This is a genomic window from Burkholderia sp. Bp8998, from assembly GCF_003854235.1.
Taxonomy (GTDB): domain Bacteria; phylum Pseudomonadota; class Gammaproteobacteria; order Burkholderiales; family Burkholderiaceae; genus Burkholderia.
In genome coordinates, this window is the sequence record NZ_QTQF01000001.1 from 130,111 (window position 1) to 155,496 (window position 25,386).

General features: G+C 68.7%; 23 protein-coding genes and 2 pseudogenes. 13 read left to right on the forward strand and 12 right to left on the reverse strand.

Features of this window, described 5'->3' with window-relative positions:
* Positions 1 to 24 precede the first annotated feature (24 nt).
* A complete protein-coding gene (locus DIE06_RS00575) occupies positions 25 to 1,059 on the reverse strand; it encodes an AraC family transcriptional regulator (RefSeq protein ID WP_124659681.1) in 1,035 nt (344 codons plus the stop codon).
* 70 nt (positions 1,060 to 1,129) lie between these two features.
* On the opposite strand from DIE06_RS00575, the gene DIE06_RS00580 reads away from it, so the two are divergent.
* The gene (locus tag DIE06_RS00580; RefSeq protein ID WP_124659682.1) at positions 1,130 to 2,341 is read left to right on the forward strand and encodes an MFS transporter; all 1,212 of its coding nucleotides are present in this window, start codon (positions 1,130 to 1,132) and stop codon (positions 2,339 to 2,341) included.
* A gap of 36 nt (positions 2,342 to 2,377) precedes the next feature.
* Here the strand turns inward: DIE06_RS00580 and DIE06_RS00585 are convergent, their stop codons facing one another.
* On the reverse strand, positions 2,378 to 2,845 hold the full coding sequence (locus DIE06_RS00585) for a MarR family winged helix-turn-helix transcriptional regulator (protein WP_124659683.1): 468 nt from the start codon (positions 2,843 to 2,845) through the stop codon (positions 2,378 to 2,380).
* A gap of 82 nt (positions 2,846 to 2,927) precedes the next feature.
* Here DIE06_RS00585 and DIE06_RS00590 point away from each other — a divergent pair, with 82 nt between their 5' ends.
* Entirely contained in the window at positions 2,928 to 3,296 is a 369-nt protein-coding gene (locus DIE06_RS00590; RefSeq protein ID WP_124659684.1) for a hypothetical protein, read from the forward strand.
* 94 nt (positions 3,297 to 3,390) lie between these two features.
* A complete protein-coding gene (locus tag DIE06_RS00595; RefSeq protein WP_124659685.1) occupies positions 3,391 to 4,008 on the forward strand; it encodes a glutathione S-transferase family protein in 618 nt (205 codons plus the stop codon).
* A gap of 359 nt (positions 4,009 to 4,367) precedes the next feature.
* On the opposite strand, the gene DIE06_RS00600 is transcribed toward DIE06_RS00595, so the two are convergent.
* From DIE06_RS00600 to DIE06_RS00615, 4 genes and pseudogenes are all read right to left on the reverse strand, one after another.
* Complete coding sequence (locus tag DIE06_RS00600) at positions 4,368 to 5,339, reverse strand: ornithine cyclodeaminase family protein (protein ID WP_124659686.1); 972 nt, start codon at positions 5,337 to 5,339, stop codon at positions 4,368 to 4,370.
* Between the two features lie 161 nt (positions 5,340 to 5,500).
* Positions 5,501 to 6,631, reverse strand: a complete 1,131-nt coding sequence (locus tag DIE06_RS00605) for a DSD1 family PLP-dependent enzyme (RefSeq protein ID WP_124659687.1) — start codon at positions 6,629 to 6,631, stop codon at positions 5,501 to 5,503.
* Positions 6,632 to 6,743: 112 nt separating this feature from the next.
* On the reverse strand, positions 6,744 to 7,703 hold the full coding sequence (locus DIE06_RS00610) for a LysR family transcriptional regulator (RefSeq protein WP_124659688.1): 960 nt from the start codon (positions 7,701 to 7,703) through the stop codon (positions 6,744 to 6,746).
* A gap of 66 nt (positions 7,704 to 7,769) precedes the next feature.
* Positions 7,770 to 7,919 (reverse strand): annotated as a pseudogene (locus DIE06_RS00615) (NAD(P)/FAD-dependent oxidoreductase); the annotation flags it as partial.
* 320 nt (positions 7,920 to 8,239) lie between these two features.
* Here DIE06_RS00615 and DIE06_RS00620 point away from each other — a divergent pair.
* Genes DIE06_RS00620 through DIE06_RS00630 form a run of 3 tightly spaced genes read left to right on the forward strand, consistent with a single transcriptional unit; the run spans position 8,240 to position 13,421 of the window.
* Entirely contained in the window at positions 8,240 to 8,827 is a 588-nt protein-coding gene (locus tag DIE06_RS00620) for a DUF2760 domain-containing protein (protein ID WP_124659689.1), read from the forward strand.
* On the forward strand, positions 8,824 to 10,665 hold the full coding sequence (locus DIE06_RS00625; RefSeq protein ID WP_124659690.1) for an Hsp70 family protein: 1,842 nt from the start codon (positions 8,824 to 8,826) through the stop codon (positions 10,663 to 10,665). The genes DIE06_RS00620 and DIE06_RS00625 overlap by 4 nt, the downstream gene beginning before the upstream one ends.
* 5 nt (positions 10,666 to 10,670) lie before the next feature.
* Positions 10,671 to 13,421, forward strand: a complete 2,751-nt coding sequence (locus tag DIE06_RS00630; RefSeq protein ID WP_124659691.1) for an Hsp70 family protein — start codon at positions 10,671 to 10,673, stop codon at positions 13,419 to 13,421.
* An 82-nt stretch (positions 13,422 to 13,503) separates the two neighbouring features.
* Here the strand turns inward: DIE06_RS00630 and ctlX are convergent, their stop codons facing one another.
* Together ctlX and DIE06_RS00640 are read right to left on the reverse strand one after the other, a co-directional pair.
* Positions 13,504 to 14,505, reverse strand: a complete 1,002-nt coding sequence (gene ctlX, locus DIE06_RS00635; protein ID WP_124659692.1) for a citrulline utilization hydrolase CtlX — start codon at positions 14,503 to 14,505, stop codon at positions 13,504 to 13,506.
* A 58-nt stretch (positions 14,506 to 14,563) separates the two neighbouring features.
* Positions 14,564 to 15,643 carry an ornithine cyclodeaminase gene (locus DIE06_RS00640; RefSeq protein WP_124659693.1) on the reverse strand — a complete coding sequence of 360 codons (1,080 nt, stop codon included), beginning with the start codon at positions 15,641 to 15,643 and terminating at the stop codon, positions 14,564 to 14,566.
* Between the two features lie 295 nt (positions 15,644 to 15,938).
* On the opposite strand from DIE06_RS00640, the gene DIE06_RS00645 reads away from it, so the two are divergent.
* A complete protein-coding gene (locus DIE06_RS00645) occupies positions 15,939 to 16,370 on the forward strand; it encodes an Lrp/AsnC family transcriptional regulator (protein ID WP_044845386.1) in 432 nt (143 codons plus the stop codon).
* Positions 16,371 to 16,514: 144 nt separating this feature from the next.
* Positions 16,515 to 16,631, forward strand: a pseudogene (locus DIE06_RS38795) (ABC transporter ATP-binding protein); the annotation flags it as partial.
* A gap of 44 nt (positions 16,632 to 16,675) precedes the next feature.
* Here DIE06_RS38795 and DIE06_RS00655 read toward each other — a convergent pair.
* Positions 16,676 to 18,097: a sensor histidine kinase gene (locus DIE06_RS00655; protein WP_124659694.1), complete on the reverse strand. Its 1,422-nt coding sequence runs from the start codon at positions 18,095 to 18,097 to the stop codon at positions 16,676 to 16,678.
* Positions 18,084 to 18,749: a response regulator transcription factor gene (locus DIE06_RS00660; protein ID WP_124659695.1), complete on the reverse strand. Its 666-nt coding sequence runs from the start codon at positions 18,747 to 18,749 to the stop codon at positions 18,084 to 18,086. Before DIE06_RS00660 ends, DIE06_RS00655 begins: the two co-directional genes overlap by 14 nt.
* 236 nt (positions 18,750 to 18,985) lie before the next feature.
* Here DIE06_RS00660 and DIE06_RS00665 point away from each other — a divergent pair, with 236 nt between their 5' ends.
* From DIE06_RS00665 to DIE06_RS00680, 4 genes are all read left to right on the forward strand, one after another.
* Positions 18,986 to 20,002, forward strand: coding sequence for an ABC transporter substrate-binding protein (locus DIE06_RS00665; protein WP_124659696.1), 1,017 nt, complete (start codon positions 18,986 to 18,988; stop codon positions 20,000 to 20,002).
* Between the two features lie 113 nt (positions 20,003 to 20,115).
* Positions 20,116 to 21,426 carry an MFS transporter gene (locus tag DIE06_RS00670; protein ID WP_124659697.1) on the forward strand — a complete coding sequence of 437 codons (1,311 nt, stop codon included), beginning with the start codon at positions 20,116 to 20,118 and terminating at the stop codon, positions 21,424 to 21,426.
* A 111-nt stretch (positions 21,427 to 21,537) separates the two neighbouring features.
* Complete coding sequence (locus DIE06_RS00675; RefSeq protein WP_124659698.1) at positions 21,538 to 21,813, forward strand: YlcI/YnfO family protein; 276 nt, start codon at positions 21,538 to 21,540, stop codon at positions 21,811 to 21,813.
* Positions 21,810 to 22,109, forward strand: a complete 300-nt coding sequence (locus DIE06_RS00680; RefSeq protein ID WP_124659699.1) for a type II toxin-antitoxin system RelE/ParE family toxin — start codon at positions 21,810 to 21,812, stop codon at positions 22,107 to 22,109. Before DIE06_RS00675 ends, DIE06_RS00680 begins: the two co-directional genes overlap by 4 nt.
* 36 nt (positions 22,110 to 22,145) lie before the next feature.
* On the opposite strand, the gene DIE06_RS00685 is transcribed toward DIE06_RS00680, so the two are convergent.
* Both DIE06_RS00685 and DIE06_RS00690 read right to left on the reverse strand, forming a co-directional pair.
* On the reverse strand, positions 22,146 to 23,939 hold the full coding sequence (locus DIE06_RS00685; protein ID WP_124659700.1) for a sensor histidine kinase: 1,794 nt from the start codon (positions 23,937 to 23,939) through the stop codon (positions 22,146 to 22,148).
* On the reverse strand, positions 23,936 to 24,583 hold the full coding sequence (locus DIE06_RS00690) for a response regulator transcription factor (protein ID WP_124659701.1): 648 nt from the start codon (positions 24,581 to 24,583) through the stop codon (positions 23,936 to 23,938). Before DIE06_RS00690 ends, DIE06_RS00685 begins: the two co-directional genes overlap by 4 nt.
* 307 nt (positions 24,584 to 24,890) lie before the next feature.
* On the opposite strand from DIE06_RS00690, the gene DIE06_RS00695 reads away from it, so the two are divergent.
* On the forward strand, positions 24,891 to 25,343 hold the full coding sequence (locus DIE06_RS00695; RefSeq protein ID WP_124659702.1) for a hypothetical protein: 453 nt from the start codon (positions 24,891 to 24,893) through the stop codon (positions 25,341 to 25,343).
* Positions 25,344 to 25,386: the final 43 nt, after the last annotated feature.

The window sequence follows — 25,386 nt, forward strand, 5'->3', positions numbered from 1 at the left end:
GCGTTGCGTGTGACGCGTTACACGTCACGCATCGGCGTGCGTGTCACCTTCGGAACGCACCGCCCCCGGCGGCCGCCCGACCACGCGCTTGAACGCACGGCTGAACGCCGCGAGCGACCCGTAGCCGAGCCGGTATGCAACGGCCTCGATCGTCTCGCGGTCGCGTGCGATCCACTGCGCGGCGAGCCGCATCCGCAACTCGGTCAGGTAGCGCACCGGCGTCATCCCGGTGGCGGCGAGAAAGCGCTCGGCGAACACCGAGCGCGACACGCCCGCTTCGGCGGCCAGTTCCGCGACGCTCCAGTTGCGCCCCGGCTCGCGATGCAGCGCGACGATCGCGCGGCCGAGCTTCGGTTCGCGCAGCGCCTGCACCCAGCCGGTCGCGTCGCCGCATCCGCACTCGACCCAGCCGCGCACGATGAACGCGGCGACCACGTCCGCGAGCCGCGCGAGGATGCCCGCGAAGCCCGCGCGTTCGGCGCACGATTCGCGCTCCATCGCGTCGAGCATCGGGCGGATTTCCGGGTAGCGCGCGAGCAGCGTGCCGACGTGCATGAACGCCGGCATCGTCCCGACGAGCGGCTGCATGCCGCCGAGATCGAGCTCCATGCACGCGCTGAAGATCAGTGCATCGCCGGCGGCCGGCTCCGTCGCGGCGCACGACGTCGCGCCCACCGACGCGACCGTGTCGCAGATCCTCGCGGCCTCGAACCCGCCGATCTCGCGGCACGGCGCATCCGGATCGGACACCAGCGCATGCGTGCGGCCGTGCGGCAGCAGGATCGCGTCGCCGGCCTCGAGCTGCACCGTCGTGCCGTCCGCGTCGCGCAGCAGCACGGGGCCGCGCCCGACGAAATGGAACTGCGCGCGGCCCGGCGCATGGCCGAAGCTCAGCCCGAACGGCCGCGGCACCTGGATCCGGCGGTACTGCACGCCGCTCAGGCGCATGCCCAGCAGCAGCTCGCTGACGAGGTCGTGCACGTCGGGCACGGGAGGAAGCAGGGGCTCGGACATAGCGAGATTCGGACGATCGATCAACAAGAACGGATTGTATGTCATAGACCGTCCTGCCGTCGTTCCTTACGATACGCCGTCATCGGTACTTTCCCTATACGACTCGGAACCACGCATGAATCCCGGAATCTCCTCTGCCGCCACCACGGCGGCCCCCCGCGAGCCGGCCTGGGGTGCCGTGTTCGCGATGACGCTCGGCGTGTTCGGTCTCGTCACCGCCGAATTCCTGCCCGCGAGCCTGCTCACGCCGATGGCCGACGGCCTCGGCGTGACCGAAGGCGTGGCCGGCCAGGCCGTCACGGCCACCGCGACGGTCGCGCTCGTCACGAGCCTGTTGATCTCGGCGCTCACGCGCACCATCGACCGCCGGCGCGTGCTGCTCGCGTTTTCGATGCTGCTCGTCGCGTCGAATCTCGCGGTCGCGTTCGCGCCCAACCTGACGACGCTGCTGATCGGCCGCGTCGTGCTCGGCGTCGCGCTCGGCGGCTTCTGGACGATGGCGACCGCCACCGCGATGCGGCTCGTGCCGACCGCGATGGTGCCGCGCGCGCTGTCGATCATCTTCAGCGGCGTGGCGGTCGCGACGATCGCGTCCGCGCCGATGGGCAGCTACTTCGGACACCTGATCGGCTGGCGCAACGTGTTCCTGATCGCGGCGGGGCTCGGCGGCATCGCGTTCGTGTCGCAGGTCATGACGCTGCCGTCGATGCCGCCGAGCGGCACGACGCGGCTGCGCACGCTCGTCGACGTGCTGCGCCGGCCGACCGTCGGCCTCGGGATGTTCGCGACGATCCTCGTGTTCACCGGGCATTTCGCGTTCTTCACGTACTTGCGGCCGTTCCTCGAACAGGTTGCCGGCGTCGGCGTGAACGGGTTGTCGGCGATCCTGCTCGGCTACGGGATCGCGAACTTCGTCGGCACGTCGCTCGCGGGCCGCGTGCTCGAACACCGGCTGCGGCCGATGCTGATCGGGATGCCGGCGCTGATGGTCGTGCTCGGCATCGCGCTCGTCGCGCTCGGCCGAGCGCCGATGATCGACGCGGTGCTCGTCGCGTTGTGGGGGATGGCGTTCGGCGGCGTGCCGGTCGCGTGGTCGACGTGGGTCACGCGCACCGTGCCCGATGAAGCCGAGAGCGCGGGCGGGCTGATCGTCGCGGCGATCCAGCTCGCGATCGCGACGGGTGCGGCGGCGGGCGGTGTCGTGTTCGACGCGAACGGCGCGGGCGGCGTGTTCCTGGGCGCGGCCGCGGTGCTGGCCGTCGCGGTCGCGACGATCGTGACCGGCGTGCCGAAGCGGGTCGGGGTGGCGACGGCGCTGGCCGAGTGAGGCAGGGACGGCCGATCGGCATGAGCGCGCGTCGCTTCAACCGCGCGTGGCCGGATCCTCCGACAGCGCGCGCAAATGGCCGCGCAACACATCGACTTCTCCTGCGGCGAACGGCCGTTCGATCTCGGCGTGCGTCTGCTGCCACAGCGGGAACGCTTCCGCGAGCAGTTGATGACCGGCCGGCGTGAGTTCGAGCAGGCGGCTGCGCTTGTCGTCCGGATCCTGCACGATCGTGAGCAGCCCGCGCCGCTCGAGCGGCTTGAGCGCGGCGGTCAGCGTCGTGCGGTCCATCGCGAGCAGCGACGCGACCGATTTCATCGGGGCCGGCCGCGGCCGGTTCAGCGACATCAATAGCGAAAACTGGCCGTTGGTGAGATCCAGCGGACGCAGCACATCGTCGAAGATGCGCGCGAGATTGCGCGCCGCGCGCTGCATGTGCAGGCACAGGCAGCAATCGCGCACCATCAGCGTCGTTTCGAAAGGAAGCTTTTCTTTGGGTGCCATGTTGCAATTGTGTTGATATCAACCTATCGTGTCAAGGGCGAGGCGCGGCACTTCGCCGTTCCCGCCATCGGACGGAGGAAGCATGAGTGCTCAACAGCAGTTGTATCTCGCGGTATTCCTCGGCAACAAGGAGAGCCCGGCCATGAAGGCGTGGATGGCGCTACCGGAGGACGAGCGGCGCACGCGGGAGCGGGAAGGGATCGCCGCCTGGCATGCGTGGGTCGACCGGCATCGCGACGCGATCGTCGAGCTCGGCGGGCCGCTCGGCAAGACCAAGACGATCGGCAAGAGCGGCGTCACGGACACCACCAATGCGATGAGCGGCTTCACCGTCGTGCGCGCCGCATCGCACGACGCGGCCGCCGCGCTGTTCGAAGGCCATCCGCATTTCACGCTGTTTCCGGGCGACACGATCGACGTGATGCCGGTGCTCGCGGTGCCGGGCATGTGAACGGCGGCAGGCGCCGCGCGCGCGGTCGTTGAGGCCGATGGGCGGTTGCCTGCGCGCGGAGATCTTCCCCGACATTTTCGATGGAGACATTGCAATGAAGCTTTACGGATTCGCGGGCACGCGTTCGCAACGCGCGCTCTGGGGGCTCAAGGAACTGGATGCGGATTTCGAGTTCGTGTCGGTCAACCTGCTGGCGGGCGAGCACAAGCGGCCCGAATTCCTGCGCCTCAATCCGGCCGGCAAGGTGCCCGTGCTGGTGGACGGCGACCTCGTGATTCCCGAGTCGGCCGCGATCGTGCTGTATCTCGCGGACAAGTACCCGGAGAAGGCGCTGCTGCCCACCGATCCGGCGCTGCGTGCGCAGGCCTATCGATGGGTCATGTTCGCGGTGACGGAGCTCGAGCAGCCGCTGTGGCGGATTACGCGCCATTCGTTCATCTATCCGCCGGAAAAGCGCTCGCCGGCCGATATCGAGCTGGCACGTGAGGATTTCGCGACGATGGCCACGATCCTCGACAAGCATCTCGAAGGGCGCGAGTTCATCGTCGGCGATACGCTGACGGTCGCCGATTGCGTGACCGCGTACCTGATCGACTGGGCGAGCGAGTGCCATCTGGTCGAGCCGTTCCCGCAACTGCAGGCGTATCTCGATCGGCTTTATGCGCGGCCGAAGGCGCCGCAACGGATCGCGGAGGCAAGGAAGGCGGCGTGATGCGGTGGTCGGTCGTGCCGACGGGGGCGATCGACCACGAACATTGTTGCAGACCGTTGCCATTCGCTGGACGTGAATCTGGCCATCCTTTATTCCTTCAGCTTCCGAGAAAAATGACGGTTGCTGAGAGAGAAGCATGGCCCGAGAACGAGATGCGCAACGCGCGCTTGCGCAATGGATAACCGGTCGTCAGTCGTATTTCCTTGAGGTGCTCGGCGCACCTGCGGCGCAGGATCTGTCGATCATGTCGTTCGTGCTCGACGAGCGGCTCGGCGAGCCATATCGGATCGAGGTGACACTGACGAGCGCGGTTTCGCTCGCACGTACCGATTACCTCAATCGTTTCGCCTCCTTGCCATTCACCACGGCCACGGGATCGAACGTCCCGCGCCATTTTCGACAGCCTGCCGATACAGGAAGCGCGCGACGGTCAAGTCCTGAAGCGCGAGTCCGGTCATGTCGAATACCGTGATCTCGTGCGGGGCACGATTGACCGACGCAACGCCAGCGAGGATGTCGCCGATTTCCGTGCGCGGCAAATCCGGCGCCCACTGGCACTCGCCGATGCTGCGCGCCTGCGCGTGATCGTCCACGAAAATCCGCGCGCGCTCCAATACGCGTTCGGGCAATTCGCGCTTGCCGGCTGTGTCCGCGCCGACGCAAGTCAGATGCGTGCCTGGCTGAACCGCATCCGCATCGAACAGCGGGCCGCCGCCGGGCGTTGCCGTGATGACGACGTCGCTGTCCGCCACCGCATCGTTCCGGTCCCGTGCGACGCGGATGTCGCAGCGTTCGCGGAATGCCGATTCGAACACCGGATCGGGCTCGACGCTGACGTTCACGTACTGCACCGAGCACCGTTGCGGCAGCAGCCTGATCGCATAGTCGAGCTGGACGCGCGCCTGCACGCCGGTGCCGAATACACAAACGCGCGTGCTGTCGCGGCGAGCGAGCGCCTGCAGCCCGAGGCCGCCGGCCGCACCGGTCCGGGCGGTGGTGATCGCATTGCCGTCCATGATGCAGAGCGGGCGGCCCGTGGCCGGATCGAACAGCGCGATCGTCGCCTGGTGCGGCTCGCCGCCCCGGCTTCGATTGCCGGGCCAGAACCCGGCCGCCTTGAAGCCGAGCAGATCCTGGCTCGCGACGTCGCCCGACTTGATGCCGAACACGCCGCCCGTATGCAGTTTCTCGCGCACGACCGGGAACACGCGTCCGGCGCGTTGGCCATGCAGCACGAAGGCTTCGCGGACGGCGGCCATCACGTGTTCGGCTTGAAGGGCCGGTTCGACCACATCCCGGTCGAGAAGAAGGAGTTGGGCGTCTGTCGGCATGATGGGCGAGCCTGTCGGGTGCGGTGCGAATCGCGGTTGTATATTTTGTACAGATTTAGACAAATGGTCAATGTCGCGCGGACGAGGGGGCGGTGGCCGGTTTCTCCGTTGGAAGTCGGCGCATCACGTCGCCGCATCACCGGCCACTGCGCGCGCGATCCTTACCACCCGTAGAAGCGCGGCCAGCTTTGCACGGTGCCGTCGTCACTGAGCGCGTGGTATTCGGGATGTTGCGCGCCGGTCGCGCATGCATGATTCGGCAGGATCCGCAAACGGGTACCGATCGGGAACTGCTTCGCGATGCCCGCGTCGGGCGCACCGATGCGAGACACGATGCCGTGCTCCTGATTGGCCGAGCTCATGACGTACTCGCCGAGCACTTCACCGTCTTCGGCACACACCTGCCCGTAGCCGAAATCCCGCGCCTGCCGCTGCGTGCCGCGATCGCGGCTCATCGCCATCCAGCCCGCGTCGACGATGGCCCAGCCTTTCTCTTCCTGGTGTCCGATGACGGTGGTCAGCACCGACAGCGCGATGTCGGACAGCGCACACACGCCGATGTTATGCATCACGAGATCGAACAGCACGTACACGCCCGCGCGGACTTCCGTCACGCCGTCGAGGTGCCGCGCGGACAGCGCGGTCGGCGTCGATCCGATGCTCACGACCGGGCAGGGCAAGCCGGCCGCCCTGAGGCGCTCGGCGGCGCGCACGGTGAGGCTTCGTTCCTGCTCGGCGATCGCGACCAGCGCGTCGCGGGTGTCGTATTCGTAGCTGGAGCCGGCGTGAGCAAGCACGCCGCCGAGCGTCATGCCGCCGTCGACCAGCGCGCGACCGACGGCGATCAGCAGGTCGTCGTCGGGCCGAATCCCGGAACGGTGGCCGTCGACGTCGACCTCGATCCAGACTTCGAAGGGCTCACCGTGCGCGCGCCCGAATTCGGCGATGGCGTTCGCGGTCTGCAGGCTGTCGGCGACGATCTTCAGCTCGCAGCCCTGCCGGCGCAGCGCGAGCGCCTGGCCGAGCTTCGCGGGAATCATCCCGACCGCGTAGACGATATCGCGCACGCCGCCCGCGAAGAACTGTTCGGCTTCCTTGAGCGTCGATACCGTGATGCCCTGCGCGCCGGCCGCGATCTGCGCGTCGACGACCTGCCGGCACTTGGTCGTCTTCACGTGCGGCCGGAACTTGACGCCCAGCGCGTCGAGATGCGCCTGCATGCGCGCGATGTTGTCGCGCATGCGATCGACGTCGATCAAGGCGGCGGGGGTGTTGAGGGAAGGAATGCCCATGATGCGTTGTCCCGGTAGGTTGCCGACACGGACACTGTAGGGCGTTCGGCAAGCAACGTGTTTAACGCATGCCAAATCGATCATTAAGCGGCATTTAACCCGGGAAAGCCGTTCACGCGTTGCTGCGCCAGGGCGGCGGATCGAGAAACCGCCGAGCGGCTTCGAGGAAAACCCGCTGCCGCGCGGAGCGGCCGGTGCGCGACGGCAGCAGCGCGGTCACGGGCGCGGGCGGCAGATGCCAGTCGGGCAGCAGCCTGACCAGCTTGCCGTTCGCCAGCAGCGGCGCGACATCCCATTCGGAGCGCTCCACGATGCCGAGCCCGGCCAATGCCCAGTCGGTGATGACGGTGCCGTCGTTCGACGACAGCCCACCCGTGACGCGAATCACCGCGGATCGGCTGGATTCGCCTTTGCCATCCCCGGCTTTCGAGAAGCGCCAGCGCGGGATGTCCTCGTCGTTTTCGCGCAGGCACAGGCAATCGTAGCGGGCGAGGTCGGACGGATGGTTCAGTGCCTGGATGCGACGCGCGTACCCGGGGCTCGCGCACAGGAAGCGCTCGTTGGGCGCGAGCGGATAGCCGATCCACGACGACGACTTCAGGCTGCCGACATGGATGACCACCTCGGCCCCCGACGCGCTGGTCAGCGGACTCTCCGACAGGTGCAGCGAGATTTCGAGCTTCGGATGCGCGCGTTGCACATCGCGCACGATCCGCGCGACGTACTTGCGCCCGAAGCCGAACGGCGCGACGACGCGCAGCGTGCCCTGCACGTCGCCCTGGTCGCCGGAGATGTTGGCCTGCAGTGCCTCGACGCGCTCGAGAATCCCGACGGCCTCGTGGTACAGCCGCTGACCCTCGTCGGTCAAGGCGATCCCTTTCGGCTGCCGCACGGCGAGCCGGACGTCCAGTTTCGCCTCCATCCGCTGCAGGCGGATCGTGACCGCGGGCGGGGTGAGGTCGAGCAGGCGCGCGGCGGATGCCAATGAGCGCGACGCGCCGATCGCGCGAACGAGTCGAAGGTCGTCGAGGTCGAGCATTGCGTGTCCCTTAATGCTGGTGTTGCCGAGCATTAAACAACACATCACGTGAAGAAAGTAGCGTCATGCCGCATCGAGCAACACGCAGCCGCATGCCCTTCATGCGTCGACGCCGAAAATCAACGGCCGATGCGCACCCGCCGCGGCCGCGACGTCCGATGCCGACGCGAACGTCGCATTCGTCATCAGGCTCGACGCATTGCCGGCTGCGAACATGCCTGCAAACTTCGTCTGCTTCCACATATCGACGTCGGCATGCTGTCGCGCGATTTCGACGCGAAGGCGGCACGCCGCCGCAAGCCCCGCTGACGCGCCGCAACATCACGTCCGATCGTATATATCCGGCAGTCCGACGTAATCCGGCGCGGGGCGAAACCCGCGCGCCGTTGTGTTCTGTCCCCCAACTTCTGCCCGGTTCGCCCGTCACAGGGCAAAATACGGGTTTTCCGCACCCGAGAGGGCGCGCCCGAATCACGCGCCGGGCGGCGGCAGTGCGCAATCGCACGCCGCCGCCGGGCGCCCAGGCAAGATGCTCGCCGAGTCGCGAGCCCCACAGGAGTCCAGACCCCATGCCAGAATCCAACCTGTCCTTCTTCGGCCGGCTATCGCTGGCCGTCGGCACGTTCTTCTCCGTGCTCGGCAACCGCGAGTTCGCGGCCGGCGTGCTGCGCGTGCGCGATGGCGCCCCGGCCCCGGTTGCGCCGGCGCCCGCCGCAGCCCCGACGCCCGCGCCAGCGCCCGCACCCGTGAAGGCGCCGGCCCCCGAACTGCGCGAAGCGAGCCCGCAAGCCGCGCTGCAGCTGCTCGGCCTGCTGCAGCGCGATGCGCGCTTCATCGACTTCGTCGAGGAAGACATCGCGGGCTACGCGGACGCCGACATCGGCGCTGCCGCACGCCTCGTGCACGACGGCTGCCGCGCCGCGCTGCGCGAGCATTTCACGATCGTGCCGGTGCGCGATGAAGCCGAAGGCAGCCGCGTGACGCTGCCGGCTGGCTTCGACGCGACGGCCGTGCGGGTGACGGGCAACGTGGTCGGCGCCGCGCCGTTCACGGGCACGGTCAGCCATCGCGGCTGGCGCGTGGCCGACGTGCGCCTGCCGAAGCTGACGGGCAGCCACGACGCATCGGTGGTCGCACCGGCGGAGGTGGAACTGTGAGCGATCCGCGCTATTCGATCGGTATCGACCTCGGTACGACCCACTGCGCGCTGTCGTACGTCGACAGCGCCGCGAGCGACGGCGAAAAGATCACGCAGCAGGTGCTGCCGATCGCGCAGCTGACCGCGCCCGGCGCGCTGGAGTCGCGCGACCTGCTGCCGTCGTTCCTCTATCTTCCGCATGAAAGCGAGCTGACGCAGGGCGACCTGACGCTGCCGTGGACGGCCTCGCGCGGCTTCGCGGTCGGCGAAATGGCGCGCACCCGCGGCGCGGGCACGCCGATTCGCCTCGTGTCGAGCGCGAAGAGCTGGCTGTGCCACCCGGGCGTCGATCGCCGCGCGGCGATCCTGCCGAGCGATGCGCCGCCCGAAGTGTCGCGCGTGTCGCCGCTGGAAAGCTCGACCCGCTACCTGACGCACCTGCGCGAAGCGTGGGATCACGCGCATCCCGACGCGCCGTTCGCCGACCAGGACGTGACGGTCACGATTCCCGCGTCGTTCGACCCGGCCGCGCGCGAACTGACGGCGGAAGCCGCGCGTGCCGCCGGCTACTCGCGGATGACGCTGCTCGAGGAGCCGCAAGCGGCGCTCTACAGCTGGATCCAGAAGAGCGAAGGCGGTTGGCGCAAGCAGGTGCAGGTCGGCGACCTGATCCTGTGCGTGGACGTCGGCGGCGGCACCACCGACCTGTCGCTGATCGCGGTGGTCGAGCGCGACGGCAACCTGGAACTGCATCGCGTGGCGGTCGGCGAGCACATCCTGCTCGGCGGCGACAACATGGACCTCGCGCTCGCGCACGTGGTCGCGCGCAAGCTCGCGCAGCAGGGCACGCAGGCCGATCCGTGGCAGCTGCGCGCACTCACGTACGCGTGCCGCGCCGCGAAGGAAACGCTGCTGTCCGACCCGACGACCGACGCGGTGCCGCTCGTCGTGCCGAGCCGCGGCTCGAAGCTGATCGGCGGCTCGATCCGCACGGAACTGACGCGCGCGGAACTCACGCAGACGATCCTCGAAGGCTTCTTCCCGCAAGTCGACGCGGCGGCGCGTCCGGTGAGCCGCGCGCGCGTCGGCCTGACGCAGCTCGGCCTGCCGTATGCGCAGGACGCGGGCATCACGCGCCACCTCGCGGCGTTCCTCGGCCGCCAGGTCGCGGCGCTCGACACGCTCGAAGGCGTGCAGCGCACGCTGCCGCAGGGCGCCACGTTCCTGCATCCGACCGCGGTGCTGTTCAACGGCGGCGTGTTCAAGTCGGCGCTGCTCACGCAGCGCGTGCTCGATACGCTCAACAGCTGGCTTGCCGCCGAAGGCGCGCCGGCCGCACGCCTGCTCGAAGGCGCGGACCTCGATCTGGCAGTCGCGCGCGGCGCGGCCTATTACGGCTACGTGAAGCGCGGCCGTGGCGTGCGCATTCGCGGCGGCACGGCGCGTGCGTACTACGTCGCGATCGAGTCGGCGATGCCCGCGGTGCCGGGGCTGGAGCCGCCGGTGCAGGCGCTGTGCGTCGCGCCGTTCGGGATGGAGGAAGGCACGGATGCGGCGCTGCCGCCGCAGGAATTCGGCCTCGTCGTCGGCGAACCGGTGCAGTTCCGCTTCTTCGGGTCGTCGGTGCGCCGTCAGGATCAGGTCGGCACGCTGCTCGACTACTGGTCGCCGGAAGAATTGCAGGAGCTCGAGGAAATCCAGGCCACGCTGCCCGCCGAAGGGCGCACGGTCGGCGAGGTCGTGCCGGTGAAGCTGCATGCGCGCGTGACGGAAGCCGGCACGCTCGAGCTCGAGGCGATCCCGAGCGGCACGAACGAGCGCTGGAAGGTCGAGTTCGACGTGCGCGGCGCCGCCTGAGCGCGATGAAGCGCTATACGGTCGGCATCGACCTCGGCACGAGCAACACGGTCGTCGCATACGTCGAGGCCGGCTCCGACGCGATCCGCGTGTTCGACGTCGAGCAGCTGGTCGGCCCCGGCGCGGTCGCCGCGCAGCCGCTGCTGCCGTCGGTGCGCTATCACCCGGCGGCGGGCGAATTGCCGCCGGACGCGCTGCGCCTGCCGTGGGCGGCCGATCCGAAGGCAAACGCGCATGCGGCGGATACGCCGCCGGCCGTGATCGGCCGTTATGCGCGCACGCTCGGTGCGCAGGTGCCGGGCCGGCTCGTCACCAGCGCGAAGAGCTGGCTGTCGCACGCATCGGTCGACCGGCTCGCGCCGGTCCTGCCGTGGGGCGCGGCCGACGGCGTCGACAAGGTGTCGCCGGTCGACGCCAGCGCGAGCTATCTCGCGCACGTGCGTGCCGCGTGGGATGCACGCTTTCCCGATGCGCCGCTCGCGAAGCAGGACGTCATCCTGACGGTGCCGGCATCGTTCGACGACGGCGCGCGCGCATTGACGGTCGAGGCCGCCAAACGCGCGAAACTGCCGGCGCTGCGGTTGCTGGAAGAGCCGCAGGCCGCGTTCTACGACTGGTTGTACGGCCAGCGCGCGACGTTGCGCGACACGTTCGCCGCGGCGCGCCGCGTGCTGATCTGCGACGTCGGCGGCGGCACGACCGATCTCACACTCGTCGACGTCGCGCCCGGCGACGACGGCGAACCGGCCTTCACGCGCGTCGGCGTCGGCAATCACCTGATGCTCGGCGGCGACAACATGGACCTCGCGCTGGCGCGCCTGGTCGAGACGCGGCTGACCGAGCCCGGCACGCGGTTGTCCGCCGCGAGCCTGTCACAGCTCGTCGAGCGCTGCCGCGCTGCGAAGGAGCGGCTGCTCGGCGACGACGCGCCGGCGTCCGTCACCGTGACGCTGCTCGGCGCGGGCAGCAAGCTCGTCGGCGGCGCGCGCTCGGCCGAGCTGACGCGGCAGGAAGTCGAGCAGATCGTCGTCGACGGTTTCTTTCCGCAGGTCGACGCCGGCGAGCTGCCGCGCCGCGCGCGGGCCGCGATCGTCGAGTTCGGCTTGCCGTATGCGAGCGACCCGGCCGTCACGCGCCACGTCGCCGCATTCCTGAATCGTCATGCGGAAGGCCCGCTGCCCGATACGCTGCTGCTCAACGGCGGCGTGTTCCGCGCGGGCGCGCTCGCCGGCCGTCTCGCGCAGACGCTCGGCGCGTGGCGCGGCGCGCCGCTCGACGTGCTGCACAACGCGCATCCGGACGTGGCGGTCGCGCGCGGCGCGGTGGCCTACGGGCTTGCGCGGGCGGGGCATGCGCCGCGCATCGGCGGCGGTTCCGCGCGCAGTTACTTCCTCGTGCTCGACGAGGGTGCCGGCGACGCGGCGCCGCGCGGCGTCTGCCTGCTGCCGCGCGGCGCCGAGGAAGGCCGCGAGATTCGGCTCGAGGAGCGCACGTTCGCGCTGCAGCTCGGGCAGCCGGTGCGGTTCCACCTCGTGTCGACGGTAGCCGAAACCGCGTACCGGCCCGGCGATCTCGTCGACCTGGACGGCGGCGATTTCGTGCGGCTGCCGCCGATCGCGACGGTCGTCGCCGGCCAAGCCGGCGGCGACGCGCGCGAAACGCCGGTGAAACTCACCGCGTCGCTGACCGAGGTCGGCACGCTCGAAATGCACTGCATCGCGACCGACGATCCATCGCGCCGCTGGCGGCTCGAATTCCAGTTGCGCGGCGATGCGCCCGCGCAGGGTGACGACGGCGCGCTCGCGCGCCATCCGCGTCTCGACCACGCGATCGGGCTGATCGACCGCTCGTTCGGCAGCAAGTCTGCCGACGTCACGCCGAAGGACACGCGACGGTTGCGCGCGCAACTTGAGCAGGTGCTCGGCCCGCGCGACGAGTGGGACGTCGCGCTCGCGCGCGAGCTGTTCGACGCGTTGCTCGCGCGGGCGCGTCGCCGGCGGCGTTCGGCCGATCACGAACGTGCGTGGCTGAATCTTGCCGGCTACTGCCTGCGCCCGGGCTTCGGCCATCCGCTCGATGCGTGGCGCATCGAGCAGCTGTGGCCGCTGTTCGACGACGGGATTCAGTATGTGAACGACGCGCAGGTGTGGTCCGAGTGGTGGACGCTGTGGCGGCGCGTGGCCGGCGGCCTCGACGACGACGCGCAAACGCAGGTGCGCGACGCCATTGCGTTTCTCGAACCGTCCGACGACAAGCGCCGCAAGCTGCCGTTCGACCCGGCCAAGGTCGGCCCGGCCGACATGACGCGCCTGTCCGCGTCGCTCGAGCGATTGCCGGTCGAGCGCAAGGTGGAACTGGCCGAGCGTCTGATCGCGCAGTTGCAGAAGCCGGCCGAGCGCACGCTGTGCGCGTGGGCGCTCGGGCGGATCGGGGCGCGGCGGCCGTTCTACGGCAGCGCGCACAGTGTCGTGCCGGCCGACGTCGCGAACCGCTGGCTCGACGCGCTGTTCGCGCTGGACTGGAAGCAGGTCGAACCCGCGGCGTTCGCGGTCGCGCAGATTGCGCGGATGACGGGCGACCGCGAACGCGATTTGCCGGACGAAACACGTGAGGCGGTGATCAAGCGTCTGTCGGCCGCGAACGTGTCGGCCGCGTGGATCGACATGGTGCGCGAGGCGATTGCGTTCGACGAAGCCGACACGGCGCGCGTGTTCGGCGAAACGCTGCCGGCCGGGTTGAAGCTGCTGGCCGGTTGAGGGAAGGGCAGGATGCTTCGATCTGGTTCGCAGATCGAAGCATCATCCGGTTGCGTCGGACCGTCCGGCGCGGTATGTCCGTTCAGGCGTGCGACACCGGTTCGCGTTGCCGCACCACCGATTCGATTTCCCGTGCGTTATTTACCGCCGCGCGCCGCGCGAGATGAATGCCCGCGAGCATGCAGCGCACCGACCCGCCGGCCAGTTCGATCGTCCGCACGTCGAGCGGCAGCAGCCGCGCGGAGCGCTCGATCGTCGCGCGCTGGTCGCCGGTGAGGCAGTCGAACGCATGCCGCGACAGCGCGAGCACGCGCCCGTCCTTGCCCGACAGTTCCAGCGTATTGCCCGCGAAATTCGCGATCTGCGCGTGATCGAGCGCGATCACCGTGCGGCCCGTTTCGCTCAGGCGTTGCGCGATCTCGTCGCGGCGCCGGCGCTCCGCGATCAGCTCGAGGCCGACCATCGCGAACTCGGTGGCGACGCTCATCATCACGTTCGTGTGATAGATCGGGTTGCCGTTCGCATCGGCCGTGTCGAAGCAGATCGGCTCGAAGTTGAAGTGCGTGCAGAAGCGTTCGAGCGCGACCGGATCGGCGCGGCGCGACCGCGCGGTGTACGCGATCCGCGCGACGTGGTCGAGCACCATCGCGCCGGTGCCTTCCAGGAACACGTCGTCGTATTCGAGGCCCGAGTAATCGATCACGTCCTGCACGCGGTACTCGGCCTTCAGCATCTCGACGATGTCCGCGCGCCGTTCGCGGCGGCGGTTCGGGCTATACATCGGATACAGCGCGACGTGCCCGCCCGGATGCGTCGAGAACCAGTTGTTCGGAAACACGGAGTCGGGCGTGTCGCGCTCGCCGTGGTCGTCGAACACGTGCACGCGCACGCCAGCGTCGGCGAGCGTCTGCGCGGCGGCCGTGACTTCGTCGCGCGCGGCGGCCGACACCGACGGCGTGTCCTTCGCGCCGCAGGCAGCCGTGCGCTGGAACGCGTTGTCGGCCGCGGTCTGCGGGTTCGGCAGGAAGCGGTGCGGCCGGATCATCACGACGGCGGCCGGCGCCTGGATCGATACGAGATTCATGAACGGTAGAGGCGAGAGGCGGGGAACCGGGCGGCGCGCAGGCCGCCCGGGATGACGATCAGCGTGCGAACGCGGCGACGGCTTCGGTCACGAACGCCGCGTGACCCTGCGCGATCGCGGCCGGATCGTCGATCAGCGCGAACAGGTTCTTCGGATCGACGGCCGGCGGAATCAGCGCGATCTCGACGCCCGCGTTGTGCTGCTGTGCGAGCGCGTACAGGTAGCGCAGCGCCGAGTAGTCCTCGAGCGCGAAGCCGACCGAGTCGAACACCGTGACTTCGTCCGCGCGTGCGCGGCCGGTCGTCTCGCCCTGCAGCACACGCCACAGCTCGGTCACCGGGAAGTCGGCCGGCATCTGCTGGATCTCGCCCTCGATGCGCGACTGCGGTTCGAATTCGACGAACACGCGGCCCGCCTGCAGCACGCCGGCCTCGAGTTCGGTCTTGCCCGGGCAATCGCCGCCGACCGCGTTCAGGTGCATGCCGGGCTCGATCATGTCGGCCGTGACGATCGTCGCGTACGCCTTGTCGGCGGTCACGGTCGTCACGATGTCGGCGTCGCGCACGGCGTCGGCGGTCGACGCGGCGCGCACGACGCGCAGCGCCGGATACGCGGCGAGGTTCCGCACGAGCTTGTCGGTCGCTTGCGGATCGACGTCGAACACGCGGATCTCCTCGATGCCGAGCAGCGTGTGGAACGCGATCGCCTGGAATTCGCTCTGCGCGCCGTTGCCGATCAGCGCCATCGTGCGCGAGTCGGGGCGGGCGAGTGCCTGCGCGGCCAGCACCGACGTCGCGGCGGTGCGCAGCGCGGTGGTCAGCGTGAGTTCGGCGAGCAGCAGCGGGTAGCCGGTGTCGACTTCGGCAAGCGCGCCGAACGCCATCACCGTGTGCATTCCGCGCGCGGCGTTGACGGGGTGGCCGTTCACGTACTTGAACGCGAACAGCGACGCGTTCGCGACCGGCATCAGCTCGATCACGCCGTCGCGCGAATGGCAGGCGACGCGCGGCGACTTGTCGAAGTCGGCCCAGTGCAGATAATCGGCGCGCAGCGTGTCGACGAGCTCACGCAGGAACGGCGTGACGCCAGTCTTGGCGATCAGTCGGGCGGTGGCGGGAACGTCGAGGAAGCGGGTCATCGGTCTGTCTCCATTTTTTGCCGGTACGGGTGTCCAGGCGTCCTGGTCGGCCGTGGCGGGCGCTTCGGCCCGGGCCCCGGCTCCATCAAAAGCAGTGTCACGGCGTGTGCAGCCGGTCGATGGAGTCATTATTTCCGGGAGTCGAGCCAACAAAAAGACGGCAAAACTGGCAGATTTATCGATAGACTTGGCAAATTGCTGGCCAGATACGGCAGTTTGTGCGATTTGCACGAGCCGGAATGCACGCCGTCCGGCACGCTGGCGGCCGGCTCACGTTCAACAGGAAGGTCCGCTCATGATTACGCTCGACGACGTCGACCGGCAGCTCATCGCGCTGCTGCGCGACAACGCGCGAATGCCCGTGGTCGCCCTCGCGAAGGCGTTGCGCGTCGCGCGCGCGACCGTGCAGAACCGGCTGACGCGGCTGGAGAAGAACGGCGTGATCGTCGGCTATACGGTGCGGCTCAAGCCGGCGGCCGAGCGGCACCGGATCCGCGCGCTGATGTCGATCGCGGTGCAGGGCAATCGCGGCGCGGAAGTGGTGAAGGTGCTGCGCGGGCATCCGAACGTCGCGTCGATCCACAGTACCAACGGGCGCTGGGATCTGGTCGCCGAGCTGCACGCCGATTCGCTCGAGCATTTCGATCGCGTGCTCGGCGCGATCCGGTTGATCGACGGGATCGCGAATACGGAGACGAGTATCTTGTTGTCGACGCACAAGGCGTGACGCGCGGCGGGGCGTGTGACAGGCCGCCTGCGTAGTACATGACCGTGTTGAACACGCGCGAGCACTGCCGCAGGACTTCGGGCAGAGGCACGAACGGCACGCAATATCAGGACGTTCTCGCACGCGGGTGATCCGCACTACCCGCACTACCTTTACGTGCTGCAGACGGGACGCGTCGTGCTCGAAGGGCCCGCGAAAACGCTGCCCGATGACGAGCGTGTGCGCGATGCATATCTCGGTGGGGAGGCAGTGGCGGTGTAGGTGGCAAAAGGAGGCGGCCCGGCGGTGCGCCTGGGGCCGCCGGTTCATGCGGTGCCTGCGCGCGTCGTCACCGGCCGCGGAAACGTCAACACCACCGCGAACCCGCCCGCATCGGGAAACGCGAACCCGACACGCCCGCCGTGTGCCTTCATCACTTCCCGCACGATCGCGAGCCCGAGCCCCGACCCGGTGCGGCGCTCGCTGCCGTCCGGCGCGAACCGCACGAACGGCTGCAACGCCGCATCCCAATGTTCGCGCGGAATCCCTCGCCCGTTGTCGGTGACGGTCAGCGTCACCGCATCATCGACGTTGCCCGCGGTCGCGACCGACACGACGATATCGTCCGCATGCCCATGCAGCAGCGCATTGTGCAGCACGTTCGACAATGCCTCCTGCAGACTGATCGCGTCGCCGTCGATCCACGCATGCGGTGAATCGCTCGCGAACGCGACGGCCACGTCGCGTTCGTCCGCAAGCGGAATCGCGCGGCCGAGCACGTCCTTCGCGAGCGCAACGAGGTCGACGGGTTGCAGCGGCACGGCCTCGATGCGATGGATCACCATCGCATGATTGAGCAACTGCCCCGTGAGGCGCCCGACATCCGAGCAGGTCGCGCGCAACGCATCGAGCCGCGCCGCATGACGCGCGGGATCGGCTTCGCCGTCGAGCAATTCGATCTGCGCGTCGAGCCGCGCGAGCGGCGTGCGCATCTGGTGCGCGGCGTCGGCGATGAAGCGCTGCATCGCGTTGATTCGCTCGGCCAGCCGGTGCATCAGCCCGTTGATCGAGCCGATGATCGCGTCGATCTCGCTCGGCGTGTCGACGGCCACCGGCCGCAGATCGGCCGGGTCGCGCGCGGCGATGATCGTGCCGATCTGCGCGAGCGGCCGCAGCCCGCGCCGGATCGCGAGGCCGCTCGCTCCGATCGCGAGCACGCTCATCAGCAGGATCAGCGTCCACACCTTGATGCTCATGTCGTTCGTCAGCTGCTGCCGCGCGTTGGTTGTCTGCGCAACGGTGACGAGCGCCCAGCCCGGCGTGCTTTCCTCGGGCATGTAGCGCGCGATGGTCGCGGTGCGGATCCGGTGCCCCTGGTAGACGGCGTTCGCGAACGCCGGGCCCTGTTTCGCGGCCGCGAGCGTCGCGGGGCTGGCGAGATCGTTGTAGCCGGCCACGACGACGCCGCGCGAATCGACGACCTTGTAGTAGACGAGGTCGTAGCGCGACAGCGTCGACAGCGCGGCGACGGGCGGGTTCAGCGCGAGCACGCCGCCCTGCACGTACAGGTTCTCCGCCACCTGGATCGACGCGCCGGCCAGCAACTGGTCGTATGCGCGTTCTGCCGCGACGCCCGCGTAGTAGCGCGCGATCGCGGCGAGCGCGAGCGCGCCGGTCGCGACGACGAGCGCGATGAACAGCAGCGTGCGCCCGAACAGCGTCTTCGGGAACCAGTCAATGCGCGGCAATCTGATACCCCATCCCGCGTGCGGTGCGGATCTCGACGGAGCTGCCCTGCAGCTTCCTGCGCACGCGCGTCACGTATTGCTCGACCGCGTTCGCGGTCGGCTCGTTGCCGAAGCTGAACAGCTGGTTCAGCAGTTCGTCCTTCGAGAAGATCCGCTGCGGTCGGCTCGCGAGAATCTCGAGCAGCGCGAACTCCTGGCGCGACAGCGACAGCGGCTGGCCGTCGAGTTCGGCAAGCCGGCTGCTGCGGTCGATCACGAGGCCGCCGAGCGTCAGCACGTCGTTCGCATGGCCGCTGTTGCGGCGCAGCAGCGCCTGCACGCGCGCATCGAGCTCGCGGTAGTCGAACGGCTTCACGAGATAGTCGTCGGCGCCGAGGCCGAGGCCGCTCACGCGGTCGTCGATCGCGGAGCGCGCGGTGACGAGCAGCACCGGCGTCGTGCAGCCCGACGCGCGCAGGTTGCGCAGTACCGCGAAGCCGTCGAGGCCGGGCAGGTTCGCATCGAGCACGACGAGATCGAAGCGCTCGACGCGCAGCAGGCTGTTCGCGGTCGAGCCGTCGGTTTCGAGATCGACGGCATGGCCGAGCCGCGCGAGGCGGCTGCGGATCGCCGCGCCGATTTCGGCATCGTCCTCCACGACGAGAATGCGCATGGTGCCGTTTGCAGGTAGAGGGGTTAGGGGTTTTCCCGAGGGCGGGATGTCAGCATTTTCTCAGACTCGCTCGATAACCTGTGTTCAGCCGGAGCAAGCGACGACGGCATTAATACCAGAGGAGACGGCAACATGCAGCATGTCACGGGCACGTCGAAGGCGCGGCCGAATGCACGGCCAGGCCTGACGCCGGCTGCCGCGCTGGCGCTGGCCGTCATGTGCACGGAGGCGCGCGCATGACGACGTCGCCGCGCCGCCGCGCGTTGCTCGCCGCCGGCCTCGGCATGCTGGCCGCGCCGTCGCTGGTGCGCGCGAAGCCGCGCACGGTGCGGATCTCGAAAGGCTATGGCGTGCTGTACCTGCCGCTGCTCGTGATGGAGAAGCAGCGCCTGTTCGAGCGGCACGCGGCGCGGCACGGCCTGCGCGACGTCGCGGTCGACTGGGTGCTGCTCGACGGCGGCAATTCCGTCAACGACGCGATGATGGCCGGCACGCTCGATTTCGCGGGTGCCGGTGCGCCGGGCTTCATCGAACTGTGGGCGCGGGCGCGCGGGATTCCGAACGTCGAGGTGATCGGCATCAGCGGATTGTCCACGACGTCCTTGTCGCTCAATGCGAACCGTCCGGGCCTCGCGTCGCTGCGCGACTTCACGCCGTCCGACCGGATCGCGGTGCCGGGCATCCGCACGTCGCTGTCGGCGGTCGTGCTGCAGATGGTCGCGAGCCGGCAGCTCGGCGCGAAGCATTTCGCGCAACTCGATTCGATCACCGTGAACCTGCCGCATCCGCAGGCGATGCAGGCGCTGATCCGCCGCGAGCACGGCGTCACCGCGCACTTCACGTCGCCGCCGTTCTCGACGCTCGAGTTGCGGCAGCCGGGCATTCATCGCGTCGTGAATTCGGTCGACGTGCTCGGCCCGCTGACGCTCGACGTGGTATTCGCGCCGAAGCGGCTTGTCGATGCGGAGCCCGCGCTGGCCGCGGCGTTTCTCGGCGCGCTCGACGAAGCGAACCGCCTGATCGCGCAGGACCCGCGCGCGGCGGCCGCGCTGTATGCGGCCTCGTCGGGTGTCGGCGTGTCGCACGACGACGTGATGCGGATGCTCGCCGCGCCGGACACGCGTTTCTCGGTGCGGCCGAACCAGCTGATGGACTACGTCGAATTCCTGTATCTCGCCGGCACGATCAAGGCGAAGCCGCGTGCGTGGCACGAGATGTTCGCGCCGATGCTCGACGACTACCGGTCGGGCTGACCGCCGCCGTTCGCCGCCGGACCCCGATTTCATCGAATACCACCGCGCCCGCGCGTTCATCGCGCGCGGCGCCGATTCAACCGACAAGCAACCGATTCACGGAGGAGCCCGCAGTGAATGCCACCGAAACCCTGGACCCCGCGTCCGCCGAAGAGCAGCGCATCATGTCGAAGATGGCGCGGCGCCTGCTGCCCATCCTCGTCGTGATGTTCCTGATCGCGTTCATCGACCGGCAGAACGTCGGTTTCGCGAAACTGCAGATGGTGCACAGCCTCGGGATGACCGAGGCCGCGTTCGGTCTCGCGTCGTCGCTGTTCTTCATCGGCTACCTGCTGTTCGAGGTGCCGAGCACGCTCGCGCTGCATCGCTACGGCGCACGCGTGTGGCTCGCGCGGATCATGCTGACGTGGGGCCTCATCACCGTGCTGATGGGCTTCACGACGTCGATGCCGGCGTTCTGTTCGCTGCGCTTCCTGCTCGGGATCGCGGAGGCCGGCTTCTATCCGGGCGTGATCTATTACCTGACACTGTGGTTCCCGCAGAGCTACCGCGCGAAGGTGCTCGGCATCTTCACGCTCGGCAGCGCGCTCGCGAACATGCTCGGCTCGCTGGTCGGCGGCGTGCTGCTGAGCCTGAACGGCGTGTGGGGGCTCGCGGGCTGGCAATGGGTGTTCGTCGCGACGGGCATCCCGGCGGTGATCGTCGCGATCGTCGTGTTCCGCGTGCTGCCGGCGTCGTTTCGCGACGCGCCGTTCCTCGACGAGCGCGAGAAACAGATCGTCGCGGCCGCGCTCGAACGCGAGAAGCCGGCGCAGGCCGAGCATGGGCAGCCGTGGAAGGCGCTGCTCGATCCGCGCGTGATGCTGTTCGCGGCGACCTACATGCTGATGTCGACGTCGCTGTACGGCGTCACGTACTGGCTGCCGACGCTCGTGAAATCGTTCGGCGTGTCGAGCAGCACGAACGGCTTCCTGAGCATGCTGCCGTGGGCGCTCGCGGTGGTGCTGCTGGTGTGGCTGCCGTCGAAGCTGCGCCGCGCGAAGAGCATCCTGCGCACGATCGCGATCGTCGCGGCGCTCGGCGCGCTCGGCTTCCTGCTGAGCCTCGTGCTGCCGTCGACGCCGCTGCGCTTCATCGCGCTCGTGCTCGGCGGCGCGTGCATCCCGCTGCTGTATCCGTGCTTCTGGTCGATGCCGCCGCGTTACTTCACCGGCGCGCGTGCGGCGGCGAGCGTCGCGGCGATCAACTCGATCGGCAACCTCGGCGGCTTCTTCAGCCAGAACCTGATGCCGTTCGCGGGGAAGGTGACGGGCACGGCGTTCGGGCCGATGATCGTGCCGATCGTGTGCCTCGCGCTGCTCGGGATCGGCGCGCTCATCGCGTGGACGCGCTCGGAGCGGGGGATGGTGGCGGCGCGGGCGTGATAGGCATGGTGGATCGTTGTTCCGGAGGCACCGACCTGGTCGAACGGTGGACTGCCTTCGTCAAGGCCGTCGTGCTATCATGCATTACATATGTAATGCATGGAGAATGCAATGAAAACGGCGACCATGCCGGCACTACGTGTCGATCCGCAGTTGCGGGAGGCGGCGGAATCCGTTCTTGAGGAAAACGAGACGCTATCCGCGTTCATGGAGTCGGCGCTGCGTGACGGTATTGCGCGTCGGCGTCTGCAGCGCGAGTTTATTGCTCGTGGCCTTGCGTCGCGCGACGAGGCGCGCCGTACCGGTGAATACGTCGATGCCGCGGACGTTCAGGCAGAACTCGAGGACATGCTGAAAGCTGCGCGTGCAGCGAAGGCGGGCGATTGATCTATCGGGTCCGCTATACGCGTGCGGCGCGTGAAGACCTGATGCGACTGTATCGATATCTGCTCGACCGCGATGTGGATGCGGCGGCTCGTGCAGCGGAGGCGATCGAACAAGGTGTAGCGATGCTTCGAATGTTTCCGTTTACGTGCCGCAAGATCGACGACGGGAATCCGTTTTTGCGTGAACTGATCGTATCGTTCGGCACATCAGGCTACATCCTGCTGTTTGAGGTCGAGGCCGCCGAGCAAGTCACGATTCTCGCCGTTCGGCATCAGCGGGAAGACGACTACCACTGACCGCTCGCAGCGGCATTCCGCCCCCCTGCTTCAACCTTACCCCTCCGTCTGCGACGTCCCCCGTCCGTCGTGCGCGAGCGCCACATGCGCGGACGACACCGGAATATCCACTTCCACGGTCGTCCCTTCGCCGAGCGTCGTATCGATCCGCAGCGTGCCGCCGACGAGATACGCGCGCTCGCGCAGGCCGACCAGACCGAACGATCCCGACTTGCGCGGCGCACCGGGATCGAAGCCCGCACCGTCGTCGCGAATCGTCAGCCCGATCATTTCGTCGTGGTACACGAGCGTCACGGTCGCGCTCGACGCGGCCGCGTGCCGCGCGACGTTCGCGAGCGCTTCCTGCGCGATGCGGAACACGGCCGTCGCATACGGTTCGTCGAGCTGCAATTCACCCGGCTCGACATGCAACGCGCACGCCATGCCGTGACGGTGCCGGAAATCCTCCACGAGCCATTGCATCGCGGCCGCGAACCCGAGGTCGTCGAGCATCAGCGGACGCAGGTCGGACGCGATGCGCCGCGTGGCCGTCACCGCGCCGCGTGCAAGCGCATGCATCGCCGCGATCTTGCGCGCCAGCGGCGCATCGTCCTGCGGCACGTGGTCGAGCAGCCACTCGAGATCGTTCTTCAGCGTCGCGAGCGTCTGCGCGAGTTCGTCGTGCAGTTCGCGCGCGATGCGACGCTGTTCGGCCTCGCGTGCGGTCGCGCTGATCGCCGCGATCTCGCGCAGCTCCTCGCGCGACGCCTGCAGCGCCCGCTCCGCGCGCACGCGCTCCTCGACTTCACGCCGCAGGTCGCGGTTCGACGCGCTCAACTGCGCGGTGCGTGCCGCGACGCGCTGCTCGAGCCGTTCGTTCGCCTCGTTGAGCTGCGCGCTCTTCTGCACGACGAGCAGGTGCTGATAGCGCGCGCCGGCCAGCGCGCGCACCGTCTGCGCATGCAGGCGGCCGTTCTCGAACAGCAGCGCGAACAGCACGACGCCGGACGCGACGAGGCCGTACGTGCGTCCCGCGTAGAAGCCGAGGTCGAAGCGTCCTTGATTCAGCATCGCCGACAGCGCGATGTCGAACAGCCAGGCGACGAGCACGATCATCACCCACAGATCGAGCACGGAATGGCGGCGTCGCAGCCGCCACATCAGCACGAGCGCGGCGAGATTCAGTGTCCAGACGGTCGTGATCGCGTGCGTCATCGTCGACGCCATCCGGCCGCCCTGCATGATGCGCGGCAGCAGGTCGTGGCCGGCGGTCGCGAGCAGCGCGAGCGCGACAGTCGCGCCCGCGGCCGACGCGATGCAAAGCAGTATCGGGATCGCCGCGCGGCGCTGCTCGAGCGACGGCGGATGGGCGTGCGGCGCCGCTCGCAGCAGCACGTACGCGGCGACTGCCAGCGGAAAGCCGCCGTGCCAGAACAGATAAAGCCACGCGGTGGTCTGTTCGCCCGCGCCGAGCAGGCCCGTCGGCGAGAACAGCCCGGGAAAGGTCAGCATGTGCGTGCCGGCCATGAAGCCCGTGAACAGGTAGCCGCCCGCGAGCGCGAGCAGCGATTTCTCGCGCAGGATCGCGTACTGGCCGAGCAGCAGCCCGGCCGTCACCATGTCGTTGACGACGATCGCCGACTGGTACACGGGAATGAAGCCCCACACGCGAGCGAGCGGCATGCCCGCGAACGGCGCGAGGGCGATGAAGATCATCGCCGACACGATCACGGTGGCGATCGCGAGCCGCCGCTCGCGCCGGTCGGGCGGCAGCGACGACATGAACAGGCGCGACGGTTCGGGCGCGTCGTCGTAGGTGCCGTCGGAGCGGAAGCGGAACGCGGGCATCATGCGTCGTCGACGCCGAGGTCGAGATCGTGGCGCATCGCGTAGCGCACCAGCGCGGCTTCGTGCGGCAGCTCCATCTTCTCGAGGATGCGCGTCTTGTAGGTGCTGACCGTCTTCGCGCTCAGCGTGAGTTCCGCCGCGATCCGCGTGACCGTCTGGCCCGCGACGATGCGGCGCATCACGTCGAGTTCGCGCGCGGACAACCGTTCGTGCGGCAGCATTTCAGCCGGCGCGCGCAACGTGAGCGCGAGGCTTTCGGCCGCCGACGCGCTCACGTACACGCCGCCCGCCGCAACCTTGGTGACGGCCTGGACGAGCTCGGCGGTCGCGCTGTCCTTCGTCAGGTAGCCGGTTGCGCCGGCCTTGAACGTGCGTGCCGCGTACTGTGTTTCCGCATGCATCGTGAGCACCAGCATGCGCAGCGACGGCGCATGCGACTTGACCAGCCGGATCAGCTCGATACCGGTCGGCGCGGGCATCGACAGGTCGAGCAGCAGCACGTCGGCGGCGCGACGCTCGGCCAGCGCGAGCGTGGCCGCGCCGTCGCTCGCCTCGCCGACGATCTCGAAACCGCCGGCCGTTTCCAGGATGTGACGCAGTCCGTCGCGCATGACTGCGTGATCGTCAGCCAGAATTACCCTGATCATCTAGCGGTCCTCTTCGGGATGACGCCGCAGGCTGTTCCGCCGGTTGTCGCCGCGGCAGTTCTTCCGACCAATATATTCCGTCGAAACCAAAAAGGGTGCACCTGCGGGAAATTTTTGAGACACGAGGGTGTCGAATGTGTCTTGAAGCGAAATAATCGTCGTGAAATGGTACAGGCGATAGGGCCAGATGGGGCGGGTATTCCCGAAGAATAGTCGCCGTCGGGCGGGCGGCATGCGTCGCGGACCGTCCTGATTCAGAGATAAACTGGTGCCCGATTGCACCGTCCCGACCCGAGGAGCCGCCACGATGATCGATCTCGCCGACATCCTGCCGTCCGCGTTGCCCGACGCCGTCGCGTGGGCCGACGCGCAGGCAGCCCACGGGCTCGCGCAGGGCGTGCCGCTGACGCCCGCGCAGGCCGACGACGCGCGTACCGTGGGCGTCGCCCAGCCGGAGCGGATCCGCGTCGTGGTCGCCGACCGGCTGCCGTTCCCCGACACGCCGGCGCTGGGCGCGATCGCGCGCGACACCGGCCTGCTGTCGCCGGGGACGATCGGCCTCACGCTCGGCCATGCGGTGTTCGTGCTGCGCGGTCACGACACGCGACGCCTGCTCACGCACGAATTCCGCCATGTGCATCAGTACGAGGAAGCCGGGTCGCTCGGCGCGTTTCTCGCGCGCTATCTGCACGAGATCGCGACCGTCGGCTACCACGACGCGCCGCTCGAGGCCGACGCGCGCCAGCACGAGTTCGACTGACGCCGCCCGCCGGCGCGACCGCGCGCACACGCCGATGAACCCT

Excerpts from the sequence above, each read along its gene's own strand:
- DIE06_RS00575 (WP_124659681.1), bottom strand. The coding sequence starts at position 1,059 with ATGACATACAATCCGTTCTTGTTGATCGATCGTCCGAATCTCGCTATG.
- DIE06_RS00580 (WP_124659682.1), top strand. The coding sequence starts at position 1,130 with ATGAATCCCGGAATCTCCTCTGCCGCCACCACGGCGGCCCCCCGCGAG.
- DIE06_RS00585 (WP_124659683.1), bottom strand. The coding sequence starts at position 2,845 with ATGGCACCCAAAGAAAAGCTTCCTTTCGAAACGACGCTGATGGTGCGC.
- DIE06_RS00590 (WP_124659684.1), top strand. The coding sequence starts at position 2,928 with ATGAGTGCTCAACAGCAGTTGTATCTCGCGGTATTCCTCGGCAACAAG.
- DIE06_RS00595 (WP_124659685.1), top strand. The coding sequence starts at position 3,391 with ATGAAGCTTTACGGATTCGCGGGCACGCGTTCGCAACGCGCGCTCTGG.
- DIE06_RS00600 (WP_124659686.1), bottom strand. The coding sequence starts at position 5,339 with ATGCCGACAGACGCCCAACTCCTTCTTCTCGACCGGGATGTGGTCGAA.
- DIE06_RS00605 (WP_124659687.1), bottom strand. The coding sequence starts at position 6,631 with ATGGGCATTCCTTCCCTCAACACCCCCGCCGCCTTGATCGACGTCGAT.
- DIE06_RS00610 (WP_124659688.1), bottom strand. The coding sequence starts at position 7,703 with ATGCTCGGCAACACCAGCATTAAGGGACACGCAATGCTCGACCTCGAC.
- DIE06_RS00620 (WP_124659689.1), top strand. The coding sequence starts at position 8,240 with ATGCCAGAATCCAACCTGTCCTTCTTCGGCCGGCTATCGCTGGCCGTC.
- DIE06_RS00630 (WP_124659691.1), top strand. The coding sequence starts at position 10,671 with ATGAAGCGCTATACGGTCGGCATCGACCTCGGCACGAGCAACACGGTC.
- ctlX (WP_124659692.1), bottom strand. The coding sequence starts at position 14,505 with ATGAATCTCGTATCGATCCAGGCGCCGGCCGCCGTCGTGATGATCCGG.
- DIE06_RS00640 (WP_124659693.1), bottom strand. The coding sequence starts at position 15,643 with ATGACCCGCTTCCTCGACGTTCCCGCCACCGCCCGACTGATCGCCAAG.
- DIE06_RS00645 (WP_044845386.1), top strand. The coding sequence starts at position 15,939 with ATGATTACGCTCGACGACGTCGACCGGCAGCTCATCGCGCTGCTGCGC.
- DIE06_RS00660 (WP_124659695.1), bottom strand. The coding sequence starts at position 18,749 with ATGCGCATTCTCGTCGTGGAGGACGATGCCGAAATCGGCGCGGCGATC.
- DIE06_RS00665 (WP_124659696.1), top strand. The coding sequence starts at position 18,986 with ATGACGACGTCGCCGCGCCGCCGCGCGTTGCTCGCCGCCGGCCTCGGC.
- DIE06_RS00675 (WP_124659698.1), top strand. The coding sequence starts at position 21,538 with ATGAAAACGGCGACCATGCCGGCACTACGTGTCGATCCGCAGTTGCGG.
- DIE06_RS00685 (WP_124659700.1), bottom strand. The coding sequence starts at position 23,939 with ATGATGCCCGCGTTCCGCTTCCGCTCCGACGGCACCTACGACGACGCG.
- DIE06_RS00690 (WP_124659701.1), bottom strand. The coding sequence starts at position 24,583 with ATGATCAGGGTAATTCTGGCTGACGATCACGCAGTCATGCGCGACGGA.
- DIE06_RS00695 (WP_124659702.1), top strand. The coding sequence starts at position 24,891 with ATGATCGATCTCGCCGACATCCTGCCGTCCGCGTTGCCCGACGCCGTC.